Raw genomic sequence first — 16244 nt, forward strand, 5'->3', positions numbered from 1 at the left:
AGATTCCTCCTCGAACCTGGCGTGGTCGCCGTGTCTGGTTCAAGTGTTGGATCCCCCGGCCCCGGCGGATCGAGTAGTGCACTACCTGATCTTCAGCGGCATCGGGCCCCGCGCATCGAGTGGCCGCCGGCGACGGCCCGGAAGCACCGCAGGCCACGGCTCGAATACGCCGTGGCCTGCGGTTTTACGGTGGGGCCACCGGGGCTCGAACCCGGGACCAGCGGATTATGAGTCCGCGGCTCTAACCAACTGAGCTATAGCCCCCTGACCGGGCGGAAGCCGGGCCACCACGAGCCTAGCGGGTCACCACCAACCCTTCGCGGCGCACCCGAGCACCCGCGTCGCACCCCCTGCGGGTGTCATCCGATCGATCTACACTCGGAGGGTGAGAATCTCCCGGATCCGTCGTTTCGCTTCCACGTCGACGCTGTTGTCTTCCTGCGCACTCGCGGTGGCCGTCGTAGCCGGCGCCGGGACCGCCGCCGCCGTACCGAATCCGGACACCTCGACGGGCGCACGGGAACGCTGCGTCGTCGATCCCGCCGACGATGCCCGCACGGTCGATTCCTTGATGAACCATTGCAGCGCCTCGCAGATCCTGGCCCTGTTCGAGGGCGCCGAACTCGGCACCGTACCGACCGGAACCAAGACCATCTCGCTACTGCCGATGTTCCAGGTCGACGGGTAGCCGCTGCCGTACCGCACCGCCCGGCCGATGACCCGCGCGCAGAGCAACCTCGGTAAGACCCTCACCTTCACCACCCGCGACGGCGGGCCGTGGGTGTACAAGGACTACCTGTGGGGCCGGGACATCGGTTCCGCCGTGGTGCCGTCGGTGTCGCGGATCGACGGCAAGCCGGTCTACGCCGCAGACTTCGCCCGCGACTTCCTGGGCGTCGAACTCAGCCGCCACGAATACCGGCAGCTCACCTCCGGCGTGTGGATCGGCCGCGACATCGGCGGCGGTGACAAGCCCACCGACACTCCGACCGGCGGGGCGATCGCGCTGCACTGACCGCCGCGCCGCGGGCACGGGGACGTCGTGCCCGGCACTCCGCACCGCCTCGACGCGCGCGCGATGCCCCGGCATCATCGATGCCATGCCCGCCGACGGAACCACCGCCACCGACGCCCACACCACGGCCGACGAGTCGCCCGGCCTGATCAAGCGCCTCGGCGACCGCTACCGATACGTCCGGTACCACCACCGGTTCGGCTTTCTGCTGCGCTACGTGACCATCTTCGTCGGCGCTGTCGTCACCGTGGCCGGCATCATCGCGATCCCCTACCCCGGCCCGGGCTGGGCGATCGTCTTCCTCGGCCTGCTGATCCTCTCCCAGGAACTGGAGTGGGCCGCAAAACTCCGGCACGCGATCATGTACTGGCTCAACCGGCTGTATCGCGACCACATCGACGGTAACCGCCTTGCGCAGGCGACGCTCGGCGTCGTGACCTGCGCGATCGTGTTCCTCACCCTCTGGCTCACCGGTGCGCTGCATCTGGCCGGCGGCTGGGTCGGGCTCGACTGGCCGTGGCTGGTCTCCCCGCTGTCCCGGTGAGTCGCCCGGTCGCCCCGCAGCTCGTTCTCGCTCCCTCGGCGGAGGGGGCGAGAACGACGCCGGGGTGCCGGGCACCCCTGGTAAGGGGGCGACACCCGGCGGCCGGAAGCGCCACGAACGCGCAGCCCCGAAGCGCTACAGCTCCGAGGTGACCGGCGGGCCGTCGTACGGCTTGGACGCGGTCGTGCGGACGTACCGGTACAGCCAGACGACGATCAGCGCGAACACGATCACACCGACCAGCTCCGCCCAGTCGCCGTAGCCGGCCGGAATGAACGGCAGCGCCAGCGGCTCGTCCTTGCCGGAACCGGCGACGATCCCGGCGAAGACCACGCCGTACAGGCTCTCGCCGACGATCAGGCCGGTGGCCATCAGGATGCCGAGGCGCTTCTTGCGAGAGGCGTCACCGGCGTCGCGCTCGGCCCACTTGTCGTAGGCCCGCCCGATGAACGCGCCGACGGGGATGATCAGGGTGACCGCCATCGGCAGGTACATGCCCATGCCGACGGCCAGCGGCGGCACGCGCAACTTGGTCGTGGTGCGCTTGAGGATCTCGTCGACCAGGATCACCGCCGCGCCGATCGCCACGCCCAGCCAGATCTTGCTCCAGTCCAGGTCGTTGCCGAACACGCCCTTGGCCAGGGTCGACATCAGCCCGGCCTGCGGCGCCGACAGCGCGTCGGCCTTCGCTCCCGGCGCTCCCTCGAAACCGAAGGCGGTGTTCATCAGGCCGAGCACCGGCGGAATGATGATCGCGCCGAAACCGACGCCGATGATGAGCGCCACCTGCTGCTTCCACGGCGTCGCCCCGACCAGCTGACCGGTCTTGAGGTCCTGCAGGTTGTCGTTGGAGATGGTCGCGACACCGAAGACGACGGCGGCGGTGAACAGCGTGTACGCGGTCATGGCGAGCGCGTCCTCGCTGCCGTGGGTGAGCTTGAGCAGCACCGCCGCCAGCAGCACCACGACGATCCCGACACCGGAGATCGGACTGTTCGACGACCCGATCAGGCCCGCCATGTAGCCGCACACCGCGGCGACGATCAGGCCGATCAGCAGCACGAAGATCACCGAGACCGCGACCATGCCGCCGCTCTTGTGGGCCAGCGGTGTGCCCTGCAGGAAGTCCCACAGCAGCCAGCCGATCGGGATCATCGCGACGAGGACGCTGAGGCCGACCCACTGGATCGGGATGTCCCGCTGGGTGATGTCGACCTCGCCGCCGTCGCGCCGCTCCCGCGCGCTGGCCAGCGACTCGACGATGCCGCGGACGATCGGCACGATCAGGGTCAGCAGCGTCCAGACCGCCGCGACGGCGATGGCACCGGCGCCGATCAGCCGGACGTCGTCCTTGAACACCCCGCCGACACTGTCAAGGAGGTCGCCGCTCGGCAGGCTGCCCCAGGTCTGCACGGGCAGCAGGACGAAGTACGAGATCACCAGGCCGATCAGCATCGCGATGCCGACGCCGATACCCACCAGGTGCCCGACACCGATCAGCGCCATCGACAGACTCGCGCCGTACATCGTCGCACCGCTGCCGATCCGGAAGGCCCCGGCGACGGAACTGCTGAGCACCTTGAGAGAGGCCAGCAGCGAGAACCCGGCCGCCGCCAGCGACCCGACGACGATCATCCGCATACCGCCGCGGTTCTGTTCGGCACCGACCTCGCTGTCGCCGACCTTGAGCACCTCGGCGGCCGCGACGCCCTCCGGATACGGCAGGTCGGACCCGGTCACCAGCGCCCGCCGCAGCGGAATCGAATACATGACGCCGAGCAGGCCGCCGATCGCGCAGACGGCGACGGTCTCCCAGTACGGGAATCCGGTCCACCAGCCGATCATGATCAGACCCGGCAGCACGAAGATGATCGCCGACAGCGTGCCCGCCGCCGAGGCGATCGTCTGCACGATGTTGTTCTCCACCACCGAGTGGTTGGCGAAGTACCGCAGGATCGACATCGAGATCACCGCGGCCGGGATGGCGGTGGCGAAGGTCAGACCCACTTTGAGACCGAGGTAGACGTTCGCGGCGGTGAAGATCAGGGTGATCACGCCGCCCAGGATCACGCCCCGCAGTGTCAGTTCTTTGACCGAAGCGCCCGGGGCCCTCTCGGTGCGGGTCGTCGTCATGTGCACTCTCCCTCATCGCCCCCTGGATACTGAGAGAAACCCTAAACCCCGCCGCGCCCGCGCGGGCAGCTTGGGCCCGAGCCCGGTGCTACAGGGTGCCGGCACCCGCGTCGACGGCTTGCTCCAGCAGGCTCCGCCGGTACGATTCCAGCGCGACCAGATCGCCGAACAGCGCGTTGTACGCATCCGGGTCGCCGCCGGGCGACATGCGCCGCAACTTGGATTTGAGGTCGCCGATCTGCGCGCCGACCCACACCTCCTGCGACCGCGCGAGCACGCTGTTGATGTAGCGCGGCAGGCCGTCCTCGGCCACCGGCAGGTCCTCCACGGCCAGTTCCGTCACGAGCGGCGTCAGCGCCGGATTGTCGACGGCCTGGCTGATCGCATCGACCCACGACGCGCCCGACATGCCCGCCGCCGTACCACCGATGGTGGAGATCGCCTGTCGCACAAGCGCATACGCCGGCTCGGTGAAACACTCCACCGGAAGCGAATCGAAGACGGTACCCGCGATGCCGGGATACTGGATCGCCGCCTTGAGAGCTTCGCGCTGCGGCCAGAGCCGCGGGTCGTTGGCGAGGGGCCGTGCGGTGGGCGGCGGAGACGACGCCTCCGGCGCGGCGAACCGGCCCGGACGACGGCCCCGCCCGGGAGCCGCCTGCCCTGATCGGCCACGACCGCGCCCGGCCTGCTGCCGAACCCGTCCCAGCACCTGGGCGACGTCCTCCCAGCCCACCCAGCCGGCGAGCTGCCGCGCGTACTCGTCGCGCAGGGCGACGTCACGGATCCGCGCGACGACCGGCACGGCATCGCGCAGCGCGGCGACACGGCCCTCGGCGGTGTCCAGGTCGTGCGTGGCCAGCAGCGCCTTGATGGCGAACTCGAACATCGGGATGCGCTGGGCTATCAGGTCGCGGACGGCGGCGTCACCCGACCGTTGCCGCAGTTCACACGGGTCCATCCCGTCCGGCGCGACCGCGACGAAGGTCTGTCCGGATACCGACTGCTCTCCCTCGAAGGCCTTCAGCGCCGCCGCCTGCCCGGCGTCGTCACCGTCGAAGGTGTAGATCACCTCGCCGCGGAAGTAGCTGTCGTCCATCATCAACCGGCGGATCAGCGCGAGGTGGTCCTCGCCGAAGGCGGTGCCACAGGACGCGACCGCGGTCGGCACCCCGGCCATGTGCATGGCCATCACGTCGGTGTAGCCCTCGACGATCACCACCTGGTGCCCCTTGGCGATCTCCCGTTTGGCCAGGTCGAGCCCGAACAGCACCTGGCTCTTCTTGTAGAGCATGGTCTCGGGGGTGTTCATGTACTTGCCGAGGTTGTCGTCGTCGAACAGCTTGCGCGCACCGAAGCCGATCACGTCGCCGGCCAGGTTCCGGATGGGCCACAGCAGACGACGATGGAACCGGTCGATCGGGCCCATCCGCCCCTGCTTGGACAGCCCGGCGGCCTCCAGCTCCTGGAACGAGAATCCCTGCGACAGCAGCACTTTGGTCATCGTGTCCCAGCCGGCCGGCGCGTACCCGCAGCCGAAGGTCTCCGCGGCCGCGGCGTCGAACCCGCGCTCGGTCAGGAAGTCGCGGGCCACTTTGGCATCCGGCGTCCGCAGCTGCTCGGCGTAGTAGCGCTGCGCGGCGGCGTTGGCGGCGACCAGCCGCGCGCGCGTCCCGCGGTCGCGGTGGATCGTCGTGCCACCGCCCTCGTAGTTGATGCGATAGCCGATCCGGTCGGCCAACTGCTCGACGGCCTCCACGAAGCTGATGTGCTCCTGCTTCTGCAGGAAGGTGTAGACGTCGCCGCCCTCACCGCAGCCGAAGCAGTGGAAGTGTCCGTGGTTGGGCCGGACGTGGAACGACGGCGTCTTCTCGTCGTGGAAGGGGCACAGACCCTTCATGCTGTCGGCGCCGGCGCGGCGCAGCGCCACGTAGTCGCCGACGATGTCCTCGATCCGCGTCTGTTCACGGATGGCCGTGATGTCGCGATCGGGGATTCTGCCTGGCACCCGGCCAGTCTAGCCGGGCGCCGCACCCAGCCGGGATCGGTCACGACCCCGCGCGGTTTCGGCCGAAGCGAACCTCCCGGACCCACCCGGCCGTACCATCCCTAGTATCTGCTTACAGCTGTGATCACTCGATGGGAACGAGGCTCTTCACCATGCGCAACATACGAAACCGGAGCATGACGATCGCGGCGGTCCTGGCGCTCGTCCTCGGCCTGGCGGTGATCGCGCCCGGCACGGCGACCGCCAAGGTGATCGACGGCGTCGACTGGCTGTGCCATCCGAAGATGAAGAACGATCCCTGCGACCTGCCGAACGACCGCACCGACAAGGGCACCGGCAAGAAGTACCCCGCCACCAACGGCCGCCAGCAGGACAAGCCGATCGACTGCTTCTACGTCTACCCCACGGTCACCGACAACCCCTCGTTCCTCGCCCCCGGACACGCGGTGCCGGCGACGGAGTCCATCGCCCGGTTCCAGGCGGCGCCGTTCAACAGCCAGTGCCGGGTCTTCGCCCCGAATTACCGCCAGATGACGCTGTGGGGCCTCTCCCCGGCCGCGATGGCGTCGTGGGTCGGCAACCGCGACCTGGCGAACGTCGCCTACGGCGACGTCCTGCGGGCCTGGAAGACCTATCTGCGCACCGAGAACCACGGCCGCGGCGTCGTGTTCATCGGGCACTCGCAGGGCACCATGATGCTGCGCAAGCTGATCCGCGAGGAGATCGATCCCAAGCCGGAGCTGCGCAAGAGGTTCGTCGGTGCGGTACTGATGGGCGGCAACGTCCTGACCGCTCGCGGCAAGACCACCGGCGGCGACTTCCGGCACATCCCGATCTGTACCCGGCGCGGGCAGGCCGGCTGCGTCACCGCCTACTCCACCGAGTTGCTGCCGCTGCCGTCACTGTTCGGCAGCAGTTCGCTCGATCTGCTGAGCGGACCGATGGGTCTGCCGACCGGCCCGGCGTACCAGGTGGCCTGCACCGATCCGGCGAAGCTGAGCGGCATCACCGCCCCGGTCGGCGCCACGGTCCCGTCCACGCCGTACGCGTTCGGCGTGATCAGCCTCCTGATGACCTACACCACGCTGCCCGACGGGCTGCCGAGCTCCTCGTCCACCTGGACCACCGGGCCGGGGCGCGGCGTCAGCCGCTGCGTCGACCCGAACGGCTTCCATCGCCTGCGGATCTCCATGGTCAAACCGCAGTCGGTCAACGAGCTGCCGCTGTTCGACACCCATCTACTCGACATGAACTTCGGGCTCGAACGACTCGTCTCCATCGTCGCGCAGCAGTCGGCGGCGTACCGCGCCTGACCTGGGCATCCGCGCGTTCTCCGCGACTGTCGTACCCCCGGCGTAGCGTCGGCACCGTATCGAACAGACGATCGATACCCGGTCCCGACAAGGAGAACATCATGTGCGAATTCGACCCTCGCTGCGACGGTTCGGACGACCTCGTGGGCAACGCGCTGGCCCAGATCGCGGCGGGCCGCTGGGCGGTCACCGGCGTCTACGGCGACGAACTCGGCCCCGCCTTCGCCTACACCACGGGCCTCACCGAGTTCTCCCGGCCGGAGCTGTTGATCTACGGCCTCGAGCCGGAGACCGCGTGCGGCCTTCTCAACCGCGCCGCGGAACTGCTGATCGACGACGCCGCCCTGCTCGACCGCCCCCGCATCGACCGCGTGCTGCGTCCGCCCTACCGGCTGGCGGCACTGCCCGCCGTCGACACCGCGGAACTGACGGTCACGCGCCTGCTCTACGGGCCGGACGTGCCCGTCGTGCAGCTGATCTGGCCCGACGTCGGCGGTCGTTTCCCCTGGCAGCCGGGCTACGAGTACGCGCGCGAGGTGCAGCCCCTGTCCGGGGTGCCGCAGATCGGTGCCGCCTGACGCGCCGCGTGAGGCAAGCCGGGGACAGCCCACGCAAGCCGGTGCAAGGGCGGCGACAGCGGTGGCGCGCAGAGTTGCCGTCATGACCAACACCACTCTGCCCGACCCCATCGGCCGGGCCACCGCCACCACCGACCTGGCGATCGACGCTCGCGGCCTGGTGAAGCACTTCGGTGCCACCCGCGCGGTCAACGGCGTCGACCTCGCCGTACCCGCCGGCTCCGTCTACGGCGTCCTCGGACCCAACGGCGCGGGCAAGACCACCACCATCAGCATGCTCGCGACGCTGCTGCACCCGGACGCCGGCAGCGCCGAGATCTTCGGGTACGACGTGGTGCGCGACGCCGTCGCCGTGCGCTCGCTGATCGGTGTCACCGGCCAGTACGCGTCGGTCGACGAGGACCTCACCGCAGGCCAGAACCTGCGGCTGTTCGCCCGGCTGCTCGGCTTCTCGCGTGCCGCCGCCCGGTCGCGCGCCGAGGAACTGCTGCACGACTTCGCGCTCGAGGAGGCCGCGGACCGTCCCCTCAAAGACTTCTCCGGCGGCATGCGGCGACGCCTCGACCTGGCCGCGAGCCTGGTCGACACCCCGCCGCTGATCTTCCTCGACGAGCCGACCACCGGCCTGGATCCGCGGACCCGCGCCCAGATGTGGACCACCATCCGCAAACTGGTCGCTGGCGGCTCCACCGTGCTGCTCACCACCCAGTACCTCGACGAAGCCGATCAGCTCGCCGACCGGATCGCCGTGATCGACCGCGGTCTGGTCGTGGCCGAGGGCACCGCCGACCATCTCAAGCAGTCCGTCGGTTCCAGCACGCTGCAGCTCACCCCGGTCGATCGCGCCGACATCCCCCGCGTCGCCGAACTCGCCGGGACCGTGCTCGGCGAGACCGCGGCCGTCTCCCCCGAGGCGGGCCGGGTGACCGTGCCGATGCACCAGCCGGACCTGGTCCCGGACGTCCTCATCGCACTGCGCGAATCGGGTATCGCACTCGACGAGATCAACGTCCAGCGGCCGACTCTCGACGAGGTCTTCCTCACTCTCACCGGCGACGGCGCGGCCGCCGCCGACTCCGACCAGAAGGAGGTCTGACATGACCACCACCCTGACCACCTCCGACTCGCCCACCGCGCCCGGCGCCCCCGATGCGGCGACCACCGGCGTCTCCATCGCCGCCGTGCGTTCCACGGCCACCCGCTCCATCGGTCTCGCCGACACGATCCGGCAGTCGTTCTCGATGGGCTATCGCGGTCTGCTGAAGCTGCGGCACAACCCGGAGCAGCTGTTCGACGTCACCTTCATGCCGATCCTCTTCACCGTGATGTTCACCTACATCTTCGGCGGCGCGATCAGCGGTGACGTCAAGAACTACCTGCCCGTGATCATCCCCGGAATCCTGGTGCAGACCGTCGTGATGTCGTCGGTCGTGACCGGCACCCAGCTCCGCGAGGACATGGAGAAGGGCGTCTTCGACCGCTTCCGGTCACTGCCGATCGCGCGGATCAGTCCGCTGGCCGGCGCACTCCTGGCCGACGTCATCCGCTATCTGATCGCGTCGGTCATCACCTTCGTGGTCGGTATCGCGATGGGCTGGCGACCGGATGCCGCCGGGGCCGTCGGCTCGGTGCTGCTGATCCTCGTGTGCGCGTTCGCCGTGTCGTGGATCTTCGCCCTGATGGGCTGCCTGGTGAAGAAGTCGTCCGCGGTGCAGGGCATCTCGATGATGGTCATCTTCCCGCTGACCTTCGCCTCCAACGCGTTCGTCCCGGTCGACACCATGCCCGGCTGGCTGCAGGCCTTCGTCAAGGTCAACCCGGTCAGCCAGCTGGTCTCCGCGGTCCGCGAACTCTGCAACAGCGGCCACGTCGGCATGCACGTGGTCTGGAGCCTGCTCGGCGCCGCCGTCCTGGTGGCCGTGTTCGCTCCCCTCACGGTCCGCGCCTACATCCGCGAGGCGCGCTGACCCCGGGCCTTCACCGGCCGAAGCGCCGGTCGAGGATCTCGGCGGCCTCCTCCATCGCGCGGCGGCGGGACATCTGTTCCGTCCGCCGCGCGACGGCGTCCCAGGTCCGCGCGTCCACCGGGGCGAACTCCCGCCGGCGCACCAGCGTGTCGTACACCGCCGGATAGTCCTGCCGTACTCGCAGGCGGGCACCGATCTCCATCAGCACCGCGCCGTCGCTCTCCGCGCCGGGCTCGCGCACCAGCAGCAGGCCGACCGCCAGACACGTCGACCCGAGTTGCGGGATGTCGCGCCACAGCGGATTGGCCAGCGCCTCTCGCAATCCCCGTGCGACCGTCGGCAGCCACTCCTGGGCCCAGTCCGCGCGGCCGACCTGCACCAGCCCGCACACCGCGCTCGCCAGCAGGACGTTCGCGCCGGGGTCGGCGCGGTCGGGCCGATAGTCGCGCAGCAGGACTTCCGCCGCGCCGCGGTACAGCTCGGCGCCGTCCTCGCCGCGCGCGTGACGCAGGGCGGCCCAGCAGATGGCCTGGGCCGCGATCGCCTCGGTATCGCCTTGTGGCAGCGGCATATCCGGATCGAACTCGCAGACCGACAGCAGCAGTGCCTCCGCGCGGTCGAGCTCGCCGGTGGCGATCAGGGCGACCGTCAGGAAGTACTGTGCCTGGAGCGAATCGTCGGACGCACCCATCTGCTCGAGTTCGTCGATCGCGGTCTGGAAATGCGGAGCGGCGGCCGCCCAATCGCCCTGCTGGCTGTGCAGGCTGCCCATGCTGAGCTGATTCATCGCGTGTACCCACGGGTCCCGCGCGCCGGACCCGGCGAGCCGCACGCAGTCGCGCATCGCCCCCACCAGGTTGCCCGCGTTCTCCCGGATGTTCGTGCGCAGGCCGAGCGCCAGTTCCCGCACGTCCCGGCCACCGTGATCGGGCGCGCGCTCGAGCAGCCGGATCCGGTCGACACCGGTGCGGGCGACCGCGAAACCGCTGATGAAGTCGGCGGGCCGCTCCAGCACCAGATCCGGCCGGTACATGTGCCGCAACCGCGACCGTGCGATCGCCAGTCCCCGCGGCGACTGCTGCGCGAGAAGCGGTGCGGCCGCCGCGATCACCGTCAGCTGCCAGCGCTCGCGGGCGGCCTCGTCCAGATCGGCCGGCGGACCGCCCAGCGACCGCAGAATCCGGTCACCCCAGGAACCGATCTCGGCGTGCAGACCCCGCACCGACCACAGCGCGGACAGGACCGGAAACACATGGACCACGGTGTCGGTGTCCACGACCGGCCCCGCGAGCGCGCCGCGCAGCACCCAAACCAGGTTCTCCACGTCGGAGGCGACCGAATCGACCAGCGCGCGGTCGACGGACCGATCGAAATGTTCCCGGAGCCGCTCGCAGAGCAGCCGGGCCCAGGCGGCCATCGCGACATCGATCTCCGCCGACCGGTCCGGATCGGCCGCCACCTGCTCCTCACCGAACTCGCGGACCATCTCCATCATCCGGTAGCGCACGTGCGCACCGTCGTCGATCACTTGAAGGAGGGACTGGTTCACCAGCGCGGTCAGCGCATCGTCGAGCGCCATCGGCGGCAAACCGCTGACCTGCGCCGCCGCCCGGCGGTCGAAGCCACCGGGGAACCGGCACATCCGGGTCAGGAGCCGCCGGGCGTCGGGGGTGAGGAGTTCCCAGCTCCACTCGATCACCGCGTGCAGGGTGCGGTGACGGTCGGGCACGGTGCGATCGGTCGAGCGCAGCAGGGTGAATCGCTCGGCGAGCCGCTCGGTGATCTCCTCGACACTCATGGTGCGAATGCGCGCCGCGGCCAGCTCGATCGCGAGCGGCAGTCCGTCCAGGTATTCGCAGAGCCGCGCCACGGCGGCCCGGTCCAGCTGCGCGGCCGGTCGTGCCGCGCGGGCCCGCATCAGGAACAGTTCCACCGCCGGCGCACGACCATCGGTGGCCAGCACCGGCAGCTGGTAGGTCTGCTCCGCCGGGATCATCAGCGGAGCACGGCTGGTGGCCAGCACGGTCAGTTCCGGCGCGACGGCGACCAGCTCGTCGACGATGCGCGCGGCGCCGTCGACCACCTGCTCGCAGTTGTCCAGCACGATGAGTGCCCGGCGCCCGGCCACCGCCTCGGCGAGCAGGGCGGTGACCTCGCTGATCGTGGTGCGGATGCGTCCCGAGCCGGACACGTCGGCCTCGCCCACGCCGAGCGCACCGGCCAGCGCGGCGGCCACGTCGTCGTCGTTCCGGACCGAGGCGAGCGGCACGAACCAGACGGTGTCTCCGCGCCCGGCGAGGCGCAGTCCGACGGCGTTGGCGAACCGGGTCTTGCCGATGCCGCCGGGTCCCTGCACCGTCACCACCCGATGCGCGGCGAGCAGCGCCTCGACGGCGGTGAGGTCGTCGTCACGGCCGACCAGCGGGGTGCTCTCGGCCCGCAGGCCACTCGCCCGGGCGCGGGGTACCGCCCGCACCGGCGACTCCGGCGCGGCGACCTGCGCCTTCGATGCGGGTGGACCGGTCAACAGTTCGGTGTTGAGGGCGGTGATCTCGGGGCCGGGATCGATGCCGAGTTCGGTGGCCAGCGCGCGACGCAGACCCGCGAAGACGGCGAGCGCCTCGGCACGACGTCCCTGACCGGACAGTGCGCGCATCAGCAGCAGATGCGCCTCCTCGTCCAGCGGATCCGCGGCACAACGGGTTTCGGCGAGCCCCCGGACCACGTCGAATTCGCCGGCGGTCAGCGCGAGATGGGCGCGCCGGTCGTCGACGCGGCGCCGTACGCCTTCGGCGGCCACCTGGAGTTCGCGGGCGAGCTCCCCACCGTCCAGGTCGTCGCCGGGAGCACCGCGCCAGAGTTCCTGCGCCCGCGCCAGCGCTTCCGGGGTTCCGGCGGCCAGCAGGTCGTCGGCGAGCGCCAGATCGGTCACGGCGCCGTCGAGCCGGTAACCGGCCGGATCGCCGACGACCTCGGCGGGCGGCAGCAACCGCCGCAGCCGGGAGATCTGGGTGTGCAGGGCCGCGTGCGGCGACTTGGGCGGCGCGTCGTCCCAGACGTCGTCGATCAGCCGCTGCGCCGACCGCACCCGGCCGCCGGCCAGCACGAGGGAGACCAGGAGGCGGCGCGCGCGGATTCCGGGCACGGGCGTGCCGTCCACCGTCACCGGCCCGAGCAGACCGATCGTCGCCGCTGTCACCCGGTCAGCCTACTGGGCGCCGGGAGTTGTCCACAGGCCCGCCGCCGTCACGCGAACCGGGCTGTGGACAGCGTCTGCCGGGCGTCGGCGGGGCTCGCTACCCTGGCCTCGATGGATACTCCGAACTGGTCGTCGGCGCAGGCCGAGCAGGCGCTGGCGCACCTGCCCGGGCCCGACGTGCAGCGCGGACGCGGCTACGCGGCGCAGGACCGGATCTCCGAGATCGAGTGGACGTCGCCGACGGTGCTGCGCGGCCGCTGCCGCGGCTCGGGGACCAGCCGGTATCGCAGCACGGTCACGCTGGTCCGCCGGGGCGACACCGTGGTCGATGCCTTCGGCGTCTGCTCCTGCCCGGTCGCATCGGACTGCAAGCACTGCGCCGCACTGATTCTGGCGGCCGTCGGCACCGCCGACCCGGAGTCCCCGTGGCGGGCGCTGCTCGACGAGGTGACCGCCGAGCGATCCGAGCCCGGCCCGGCCGCCCCGGTCCGGGAGGTGGGCCTGGAAGTGGAAGCCCGGCGCACTCCGCTGGGCGAACTCGGCGTCGGCATCCGCCCGCTCGTCTGCCAGCCCGACGGATCGTGGACGCCGCACCTGCCGTGGACCGTCGCCTTGGAGGGCAGCGGCGACGGCTACGAGCCGGGCGCGTTCGACGGCCTGAGCGCGATCGCCGCGATCTTCTCCTCCGGCGGCGTCCAGCGCTACCGCGGAGTCTCGGCGCGACTACCCGCCCAGTTGCAACTGGCGCGGGCTCCGGCCGCCTTCTGGAAGGTCCTGCGCGGCGCCGTCGACGCCGGGCTGCCGCTGCTCGCGGCCGGAGAGGTCGAGAGCGTCGAGCTCACCGATGCCCTCGCCGTCGCCTACCGTGTCGAACCGCACGACACCGGGGCGCACCTGTCCGCCGAGATCACACTCGACGACGAGTCCACCGACGGCGACGACACCGCGGTCCTCGGCGAACCGGCGACCGGCGCCGCGGTCCGGCGCGGCACCGCGCTGCGTCTGGGACCGCTCGGCACCGTCACCCCGATGGAGACCCGGCTGCTCACCGGCGATCCGATCGAGATCCCCACCGCCGACTACGACGACTTCACCGCGGCCCTGCCCACGCTCACCGCCCGACGCCACGTCACCGTGCCCGACGCCGGGCTGCGTCCCCCGGAGGTCTCCGCGCCGTTCCCGCTGCTGCGCATCGAGGTCGAGGACTACGGCTCGCGGACCCGCTGGCGCACCGCGTACCGCGTGGACGGCGAGCGCCGCGACTTCGATCCGGCGGTCCCTCAGCGCCAGACCGGCTTTCGCGACAGCGAGGCCGAACGGCAGATGTGGCGCCGGGCACGACCGGAACTCGAACTGTTCGTCATCGGCAACAGCCGCTGGCGCGACGCCCTCGCCGGTCTGAACCGGGCCGGGACCCGGCTCGCGCACAAATGGAGGACGGGATCGTCGCCGCGGCGCGGTGCGCGTGTACCCGAGCCCTCGGCGCCCGAGGTGATGGCCGCGAAAGCACCGATCGCCGATCTGCTGATCCCGCTCGGCCTCGACCTGCCCGACACCGCGATCCTGTGCGGCGAACTGGTCAACCGGATCACCGCGCCCGGTCTGATCGAGGTCGAGATCACCGGCGAGGACAAGGACTTCCGCGAGGTGACCGACCCGGTGCTGCACTTCGGCACCAGCGGCGCGCACGAATGGCTCGACCTGAACATCGAGATCGAGGTCGACGGCGAACTGATCCCGATCACCTCGATCATCGAAGACCTGGTGCACGGCGAGCGCTATTCGGTGCTCGCCAGCGGCCGCTACTTCGATCTGCGCACCCCGGAGCTGGACCGCCTGCGCGACCTGCTGTTCGAGGCCCGCGCTCTGGGCGATCTCGACGGCGCGAAGGTGAACACCGCCCATCCCAACGCCACCATGTGGGACGAACTGCTCAGCCTCGGCGTGGTCTCCGAGCAGCTCGCGCAGTGGCACGGGCAGATGACGCGGCTCGCGCACGCGCGTCCACCCGGCCCGGTCGAGCCCGCCCCCGGGCTCGCCGCGACCCTGCGGAGCTACCAGCGCGACGGTCTCGCCTGGCTGAGCTTCCTCTGGGACAACGGGCTCGGCGGGATCCTGGCCGACGACATGGGCCTCGGCAAGACCGTCCAGACGCTGGCGCTGATCACCCGCGTCGCGCAGGAGCGGCCGAACGCGCGCTTCCTGGTGGTGGCACCGACCAGCGTCATCGGCAACTGGGCCGCCGAGACCGGGCGGTTCGCGCCGGGCCTGCGCGTCGCCACCGTCACCTCGACCCAGAAGCGCAGCGGGACGTCGCTCGCCGAGCAGATCGGCGACGCGAACATCGTCGTCACGTCGTACACGCTGCTCCGGATCGACTACGACGCGTTCGCCGAGATCACCTGGGACGGCGCGATCTTCGACGAGGCGCAGTTCGTCAAGAATCATCACTCCAAGACGCACCAGGCCGCCCGGCGGCTGGCCGCACCGTTCAAGCTCGCCATCACCGGTACGCCGATGGAGAACAACGTGATGGAGCTGTGGTCGCTGATCTCTCTCGTCGCGCCCGGCCTGTACAGCAGCCCGAAGAAGTTCCGCGAGCACTTCGCGGTACCGATCGAGAACGGCACCGATCCCGAGCGGCTGCGGGTCCTGCGCCGGCGGCTCAAGCCGATCATGCTGCGGCGCACCAAGGATCAGGTCGCCGACGACCTGCCGCCGAAGCAGGAATCCGTCGTCGGGCTCGACCTCGACCCCGCACACCGCAAGATCTACGACGTCTTCCTCGCCCGCGAACGCCAGAAGGTCCTCGGACTGCTGGACAATTGGGAGGACAACCGGATGCAGATCCTCCAGGCACTCACCCGGATGCGTCAGCTCAGCCTGCATCCCGGACTGGTCGACGATCAGCATTCCGCGATCGCGTCGACCAAGATCACCTACCTGTCCGAACGCCTCCCGGTACTGCTCGACGAGGGACACAGCGCGCTGGTGTTCAGCAGCTTCACCGGTTTCCTGACGCTGATCGCCGACTCGCTGATCGGCGCCGGGATCGCGTTCAGCTACCTCGACGGGACCATGAGCGCCCGTCGGCGCCAGCACGAGATCGAGCAGTTCACCTCCGGACAGACCAAGGTCTTCCTGATCAGCCTCAAAGCCGGCGGCTTCGGACTCAATCTCACCGCGGCCGACTACTGCTTCGTCGCCGACCCCTGGTGGAACCCGGCCGCCGAGGCACAGGCCGTCGATCGCGCTCACCGCATCGGCCAGGAGCGCCCCGTCACCGTCTACCGGCTGATCTCCACCGGCACCATCGAGGAACGCGTGATCGACCTGCAGAACCGCAAGCGTGCCCTGTTCGACGCCCTCATCGACGACGGCGAGCAGTTCTCCGGCGCCCTCACCGCCGACGACATCCGCCGCCTCATCACCCCGTGACGGCCGACCACCATGATGGTCGAGCCCCCATGACGGTCGAGCACCCCAC

Annotated in this window: 11 protein-coding genes and 1 tRNA gene; 8 read left to right on the forward strand and 4 right to left on the reverse strand. The window is 70.3% G+C overall.

What is annotated here, in order from left to right:
• Positions 1-190 precede the first annotated feature (190 nt).
• Positions 191-264 (reverse strand) — tRNA-Ile (locus MYK68_RS13385).
• 121 nt (positions 265-385) lie between these two features.
• On the opposite strand from MYK68_RS13385, the gene MYK68_RS13390 reads away from it, so the two are divergent.
• The 3 genes from MYK68_RS13390 (at position 386) to MYK68_RS13400 (ending at position 1559) form a co-directional block, all read left to right on the forward strand.
• Complete coding sequence (locus MYK68_RS13390) at positions 386-688, forward strand: hypothetical protein (RefSeq protein ID WP_247864175.1); 303 nt, start codon at positions 386-388, stop codon at positions 686-688.
• A 27-nt stretch (positions 689-715) separates the two neighbouring features.
• On the forward strand, positions 716-1015 hold the full coding sequence (locus MYK68_RS13395) for a hypothetical protein (RefSeq protein ID WP_247864176.1): 300 nt from the start codon (positions 716-718) through the stop codon (positions 1013-1015).
• A gap of 85 nt (positions 1016-1100) precedes the next feature.
• Positions 1101-1559 carry a TIGR02611 family protein gene (locus MYK68_RS13400; protein WP_247864177.1) on the forward strand — a complete coding sequence of 153 codons (459 nt, stop codon included), beginning with the start codon at positions 1101-1103 and terminating at the stop codon, positions 1557-1559.
• Positions 1560-1694: 135 nt separating this feature from the next.
• Here MYK68_RS13400 and MYK68_RS13405 read toward each other — a convergent pair whose 3' ends face one another.
• Entirely contained in the window at positions 1695-3692 is a 1998-nt protein-coding gene (locus MYK68_RS13405; protein ID WP_247864178.1) for an OPT family oligopeptide transporter, read from the reverse strand.
• An 88-nt stretch (positions 3693-3780) separates the two neighbouring features.
• Positions 3781-5700: a DNA primase gene (gene dnaG / locus MYK68_RS13410; RefSeq protein WP_247864179.1), complete on the reverse strand. Its 1920-nt coding sequence runs from the start codon at positions 5698-5700 to the stop codon at positions 3781-3783.
• 176 nt (positions 5701-5876) lie between these two features.
• Here dnaG and MYK68_RS13415 point away from each other — a divergent pair, with 176 nt between their 5' ends.
• The 4 genes from MYK68_RS13415 to MYK68_RS13430 all read left to right on the forward strand — a co-directional run bounded on the left by MYK68_RS13415 (position 5877) and on the right by MYK68_RS13430 (position 9558).
• Complete coding sequence (locus MYK68_RS13415; RefSeq protein ID WP_247864180.1) at positions 5877-7013, forward strand: DUF3089 domain-containing protein; 1137 nt, start codon at positions 5877-5879, stop codon at positions 7011-7013.
• Between the two features lie 101 nt (positions 7014-7114).
• A complete protein-coding gene (locus MYK68_RS13420) occupies positions 7115-7591 on the forward strand; it encodes a DUF4262 domain-containing protein (RefSeq protein ID WP_247864181.1) in 477 nt (158 codons plus the stop codon).
• Positions 7592-7673: 82 nt separating this feature from the next.
• On the forward strand, positions 7674-8687 hold the full coding sequence (locus MYK68_RS13425) for an ATP-binding cassette domain-containing protein (RefSeq protein WP_247864182.1): 1014 nt from the start codon (positions 7674-7676) through the stop codon (positions 8685-8687).
• A gap of 1 nt (position 8688) precedes the next feature.
• Complete coding sequence (locus tag MYK68_RS13430) at positions 8689-9558, forward strand: ABC transporter permease (RefSeq protein ID WP_247864183.1); 870 nt, start codon at positions 8689-8691, stop codon at positions 9556-9558.
• A gap of 10 nt (positions 9559-9568) precedes the next feature.
• On the opposite strand, the gene MYK68_RS13435 is transcribed toward MYK68_RS13430, so the two are convergent.
• The gene (locus tag MYK68_RS13435; RefSeq protein WP_247864184.1) at positions 9569-12757 is read right to left on the reverse strand and encodes an ATP-binding protein; all 3189 of its coding nucleotides are present in this window, start codon (positions 12755-12757) and stop codon (positions 9569-9571) included.
• 111 nt (positions 12758-12868) lie between these two features.
• Between MYK68_RS13435 and MYK68_RS13440 the strand changes: the two genes are divergently transcribed.
• Positions 12869-16195 carry a DEAD/DEAH box helicase gene (locus tag MYK68_RS13440; RefSeq protein ID WP_247864185.1) on the forward strand — a complete coding sequence of 1109 codons (3327 nt, stop codon included), beginning with the start codon at positions 12869-12871 and terminating at the stop codon, positions 16193-16195.
• Positions 16196-16244 lie beyond the last annotated feature (49 nt).

Source organism: Gordonia sp. PP30 (assembly GCF_023100845.1).
Classification (GTDB): Bacteria; Actinomycetota; Actinomycetes; order Mycobacteriales; family Mycobacteriaceae; genus Gordonia.

Bases quoted from the DNA above. Each gene is read 5' to 3' on its own strand.
- MYK68_RS13425 (WP_247864182.1), top strand. From the start codon at position 7,674: ATGACCAACACCACTCTGCCCGACCCCATCGGCCGGGCCACCGCCACC.
- MYK68_RS13415 (WP_247864180.1), top strand. From the start codon at position 5,877: ATGACGATCGCGGCGGTCCTGGCGCTCGTCCTCGGCCTGGCGGTGATC.
- MYK68_RS13395 (WP_247864176.1), top strand. From the start codon at position 716: ATGACCCGCGCGCAGAGCAACCTCGGTAAGACCCTCACCTTCACCACC.
- MYK68_RS13430 (WP_247864183.1), top strand. From the start codon at position 8,689: ATGACCACCACCCTGACCACCTCCGACTCGCCCACCGCGCCCGGCGCC.
- MYK68_RS13405 (WP_247864178.1), bottom strand. From the start codon at position 3,692: ATGACGACGACCCGCACCGAGAGGGCCCCGGGCGCTTCGGTCAAAGAA.
- MYK68_RS13440 (WP_247864185.1), top strand. From the start codon at position 12,869: ATGGATACTCCGAACTGGTCGTCGGCGCAGGCCGAGCAGGCGCTGGCG.
- MYK68_RS13420 (WP_247864181.1), top strand. From the start codon at position 7,115: ATGTGCGAATTCGACCCTCGCTGCGACGGTTCGGACGACCTCGTGGGC.
- MYK68_RS13400 (WP_247864177.1), top strand. From the start codon at position 1,101: ATGCCCGCCGACGGAACCACCGCCACCGACGCCCACACCACGGCCGAC.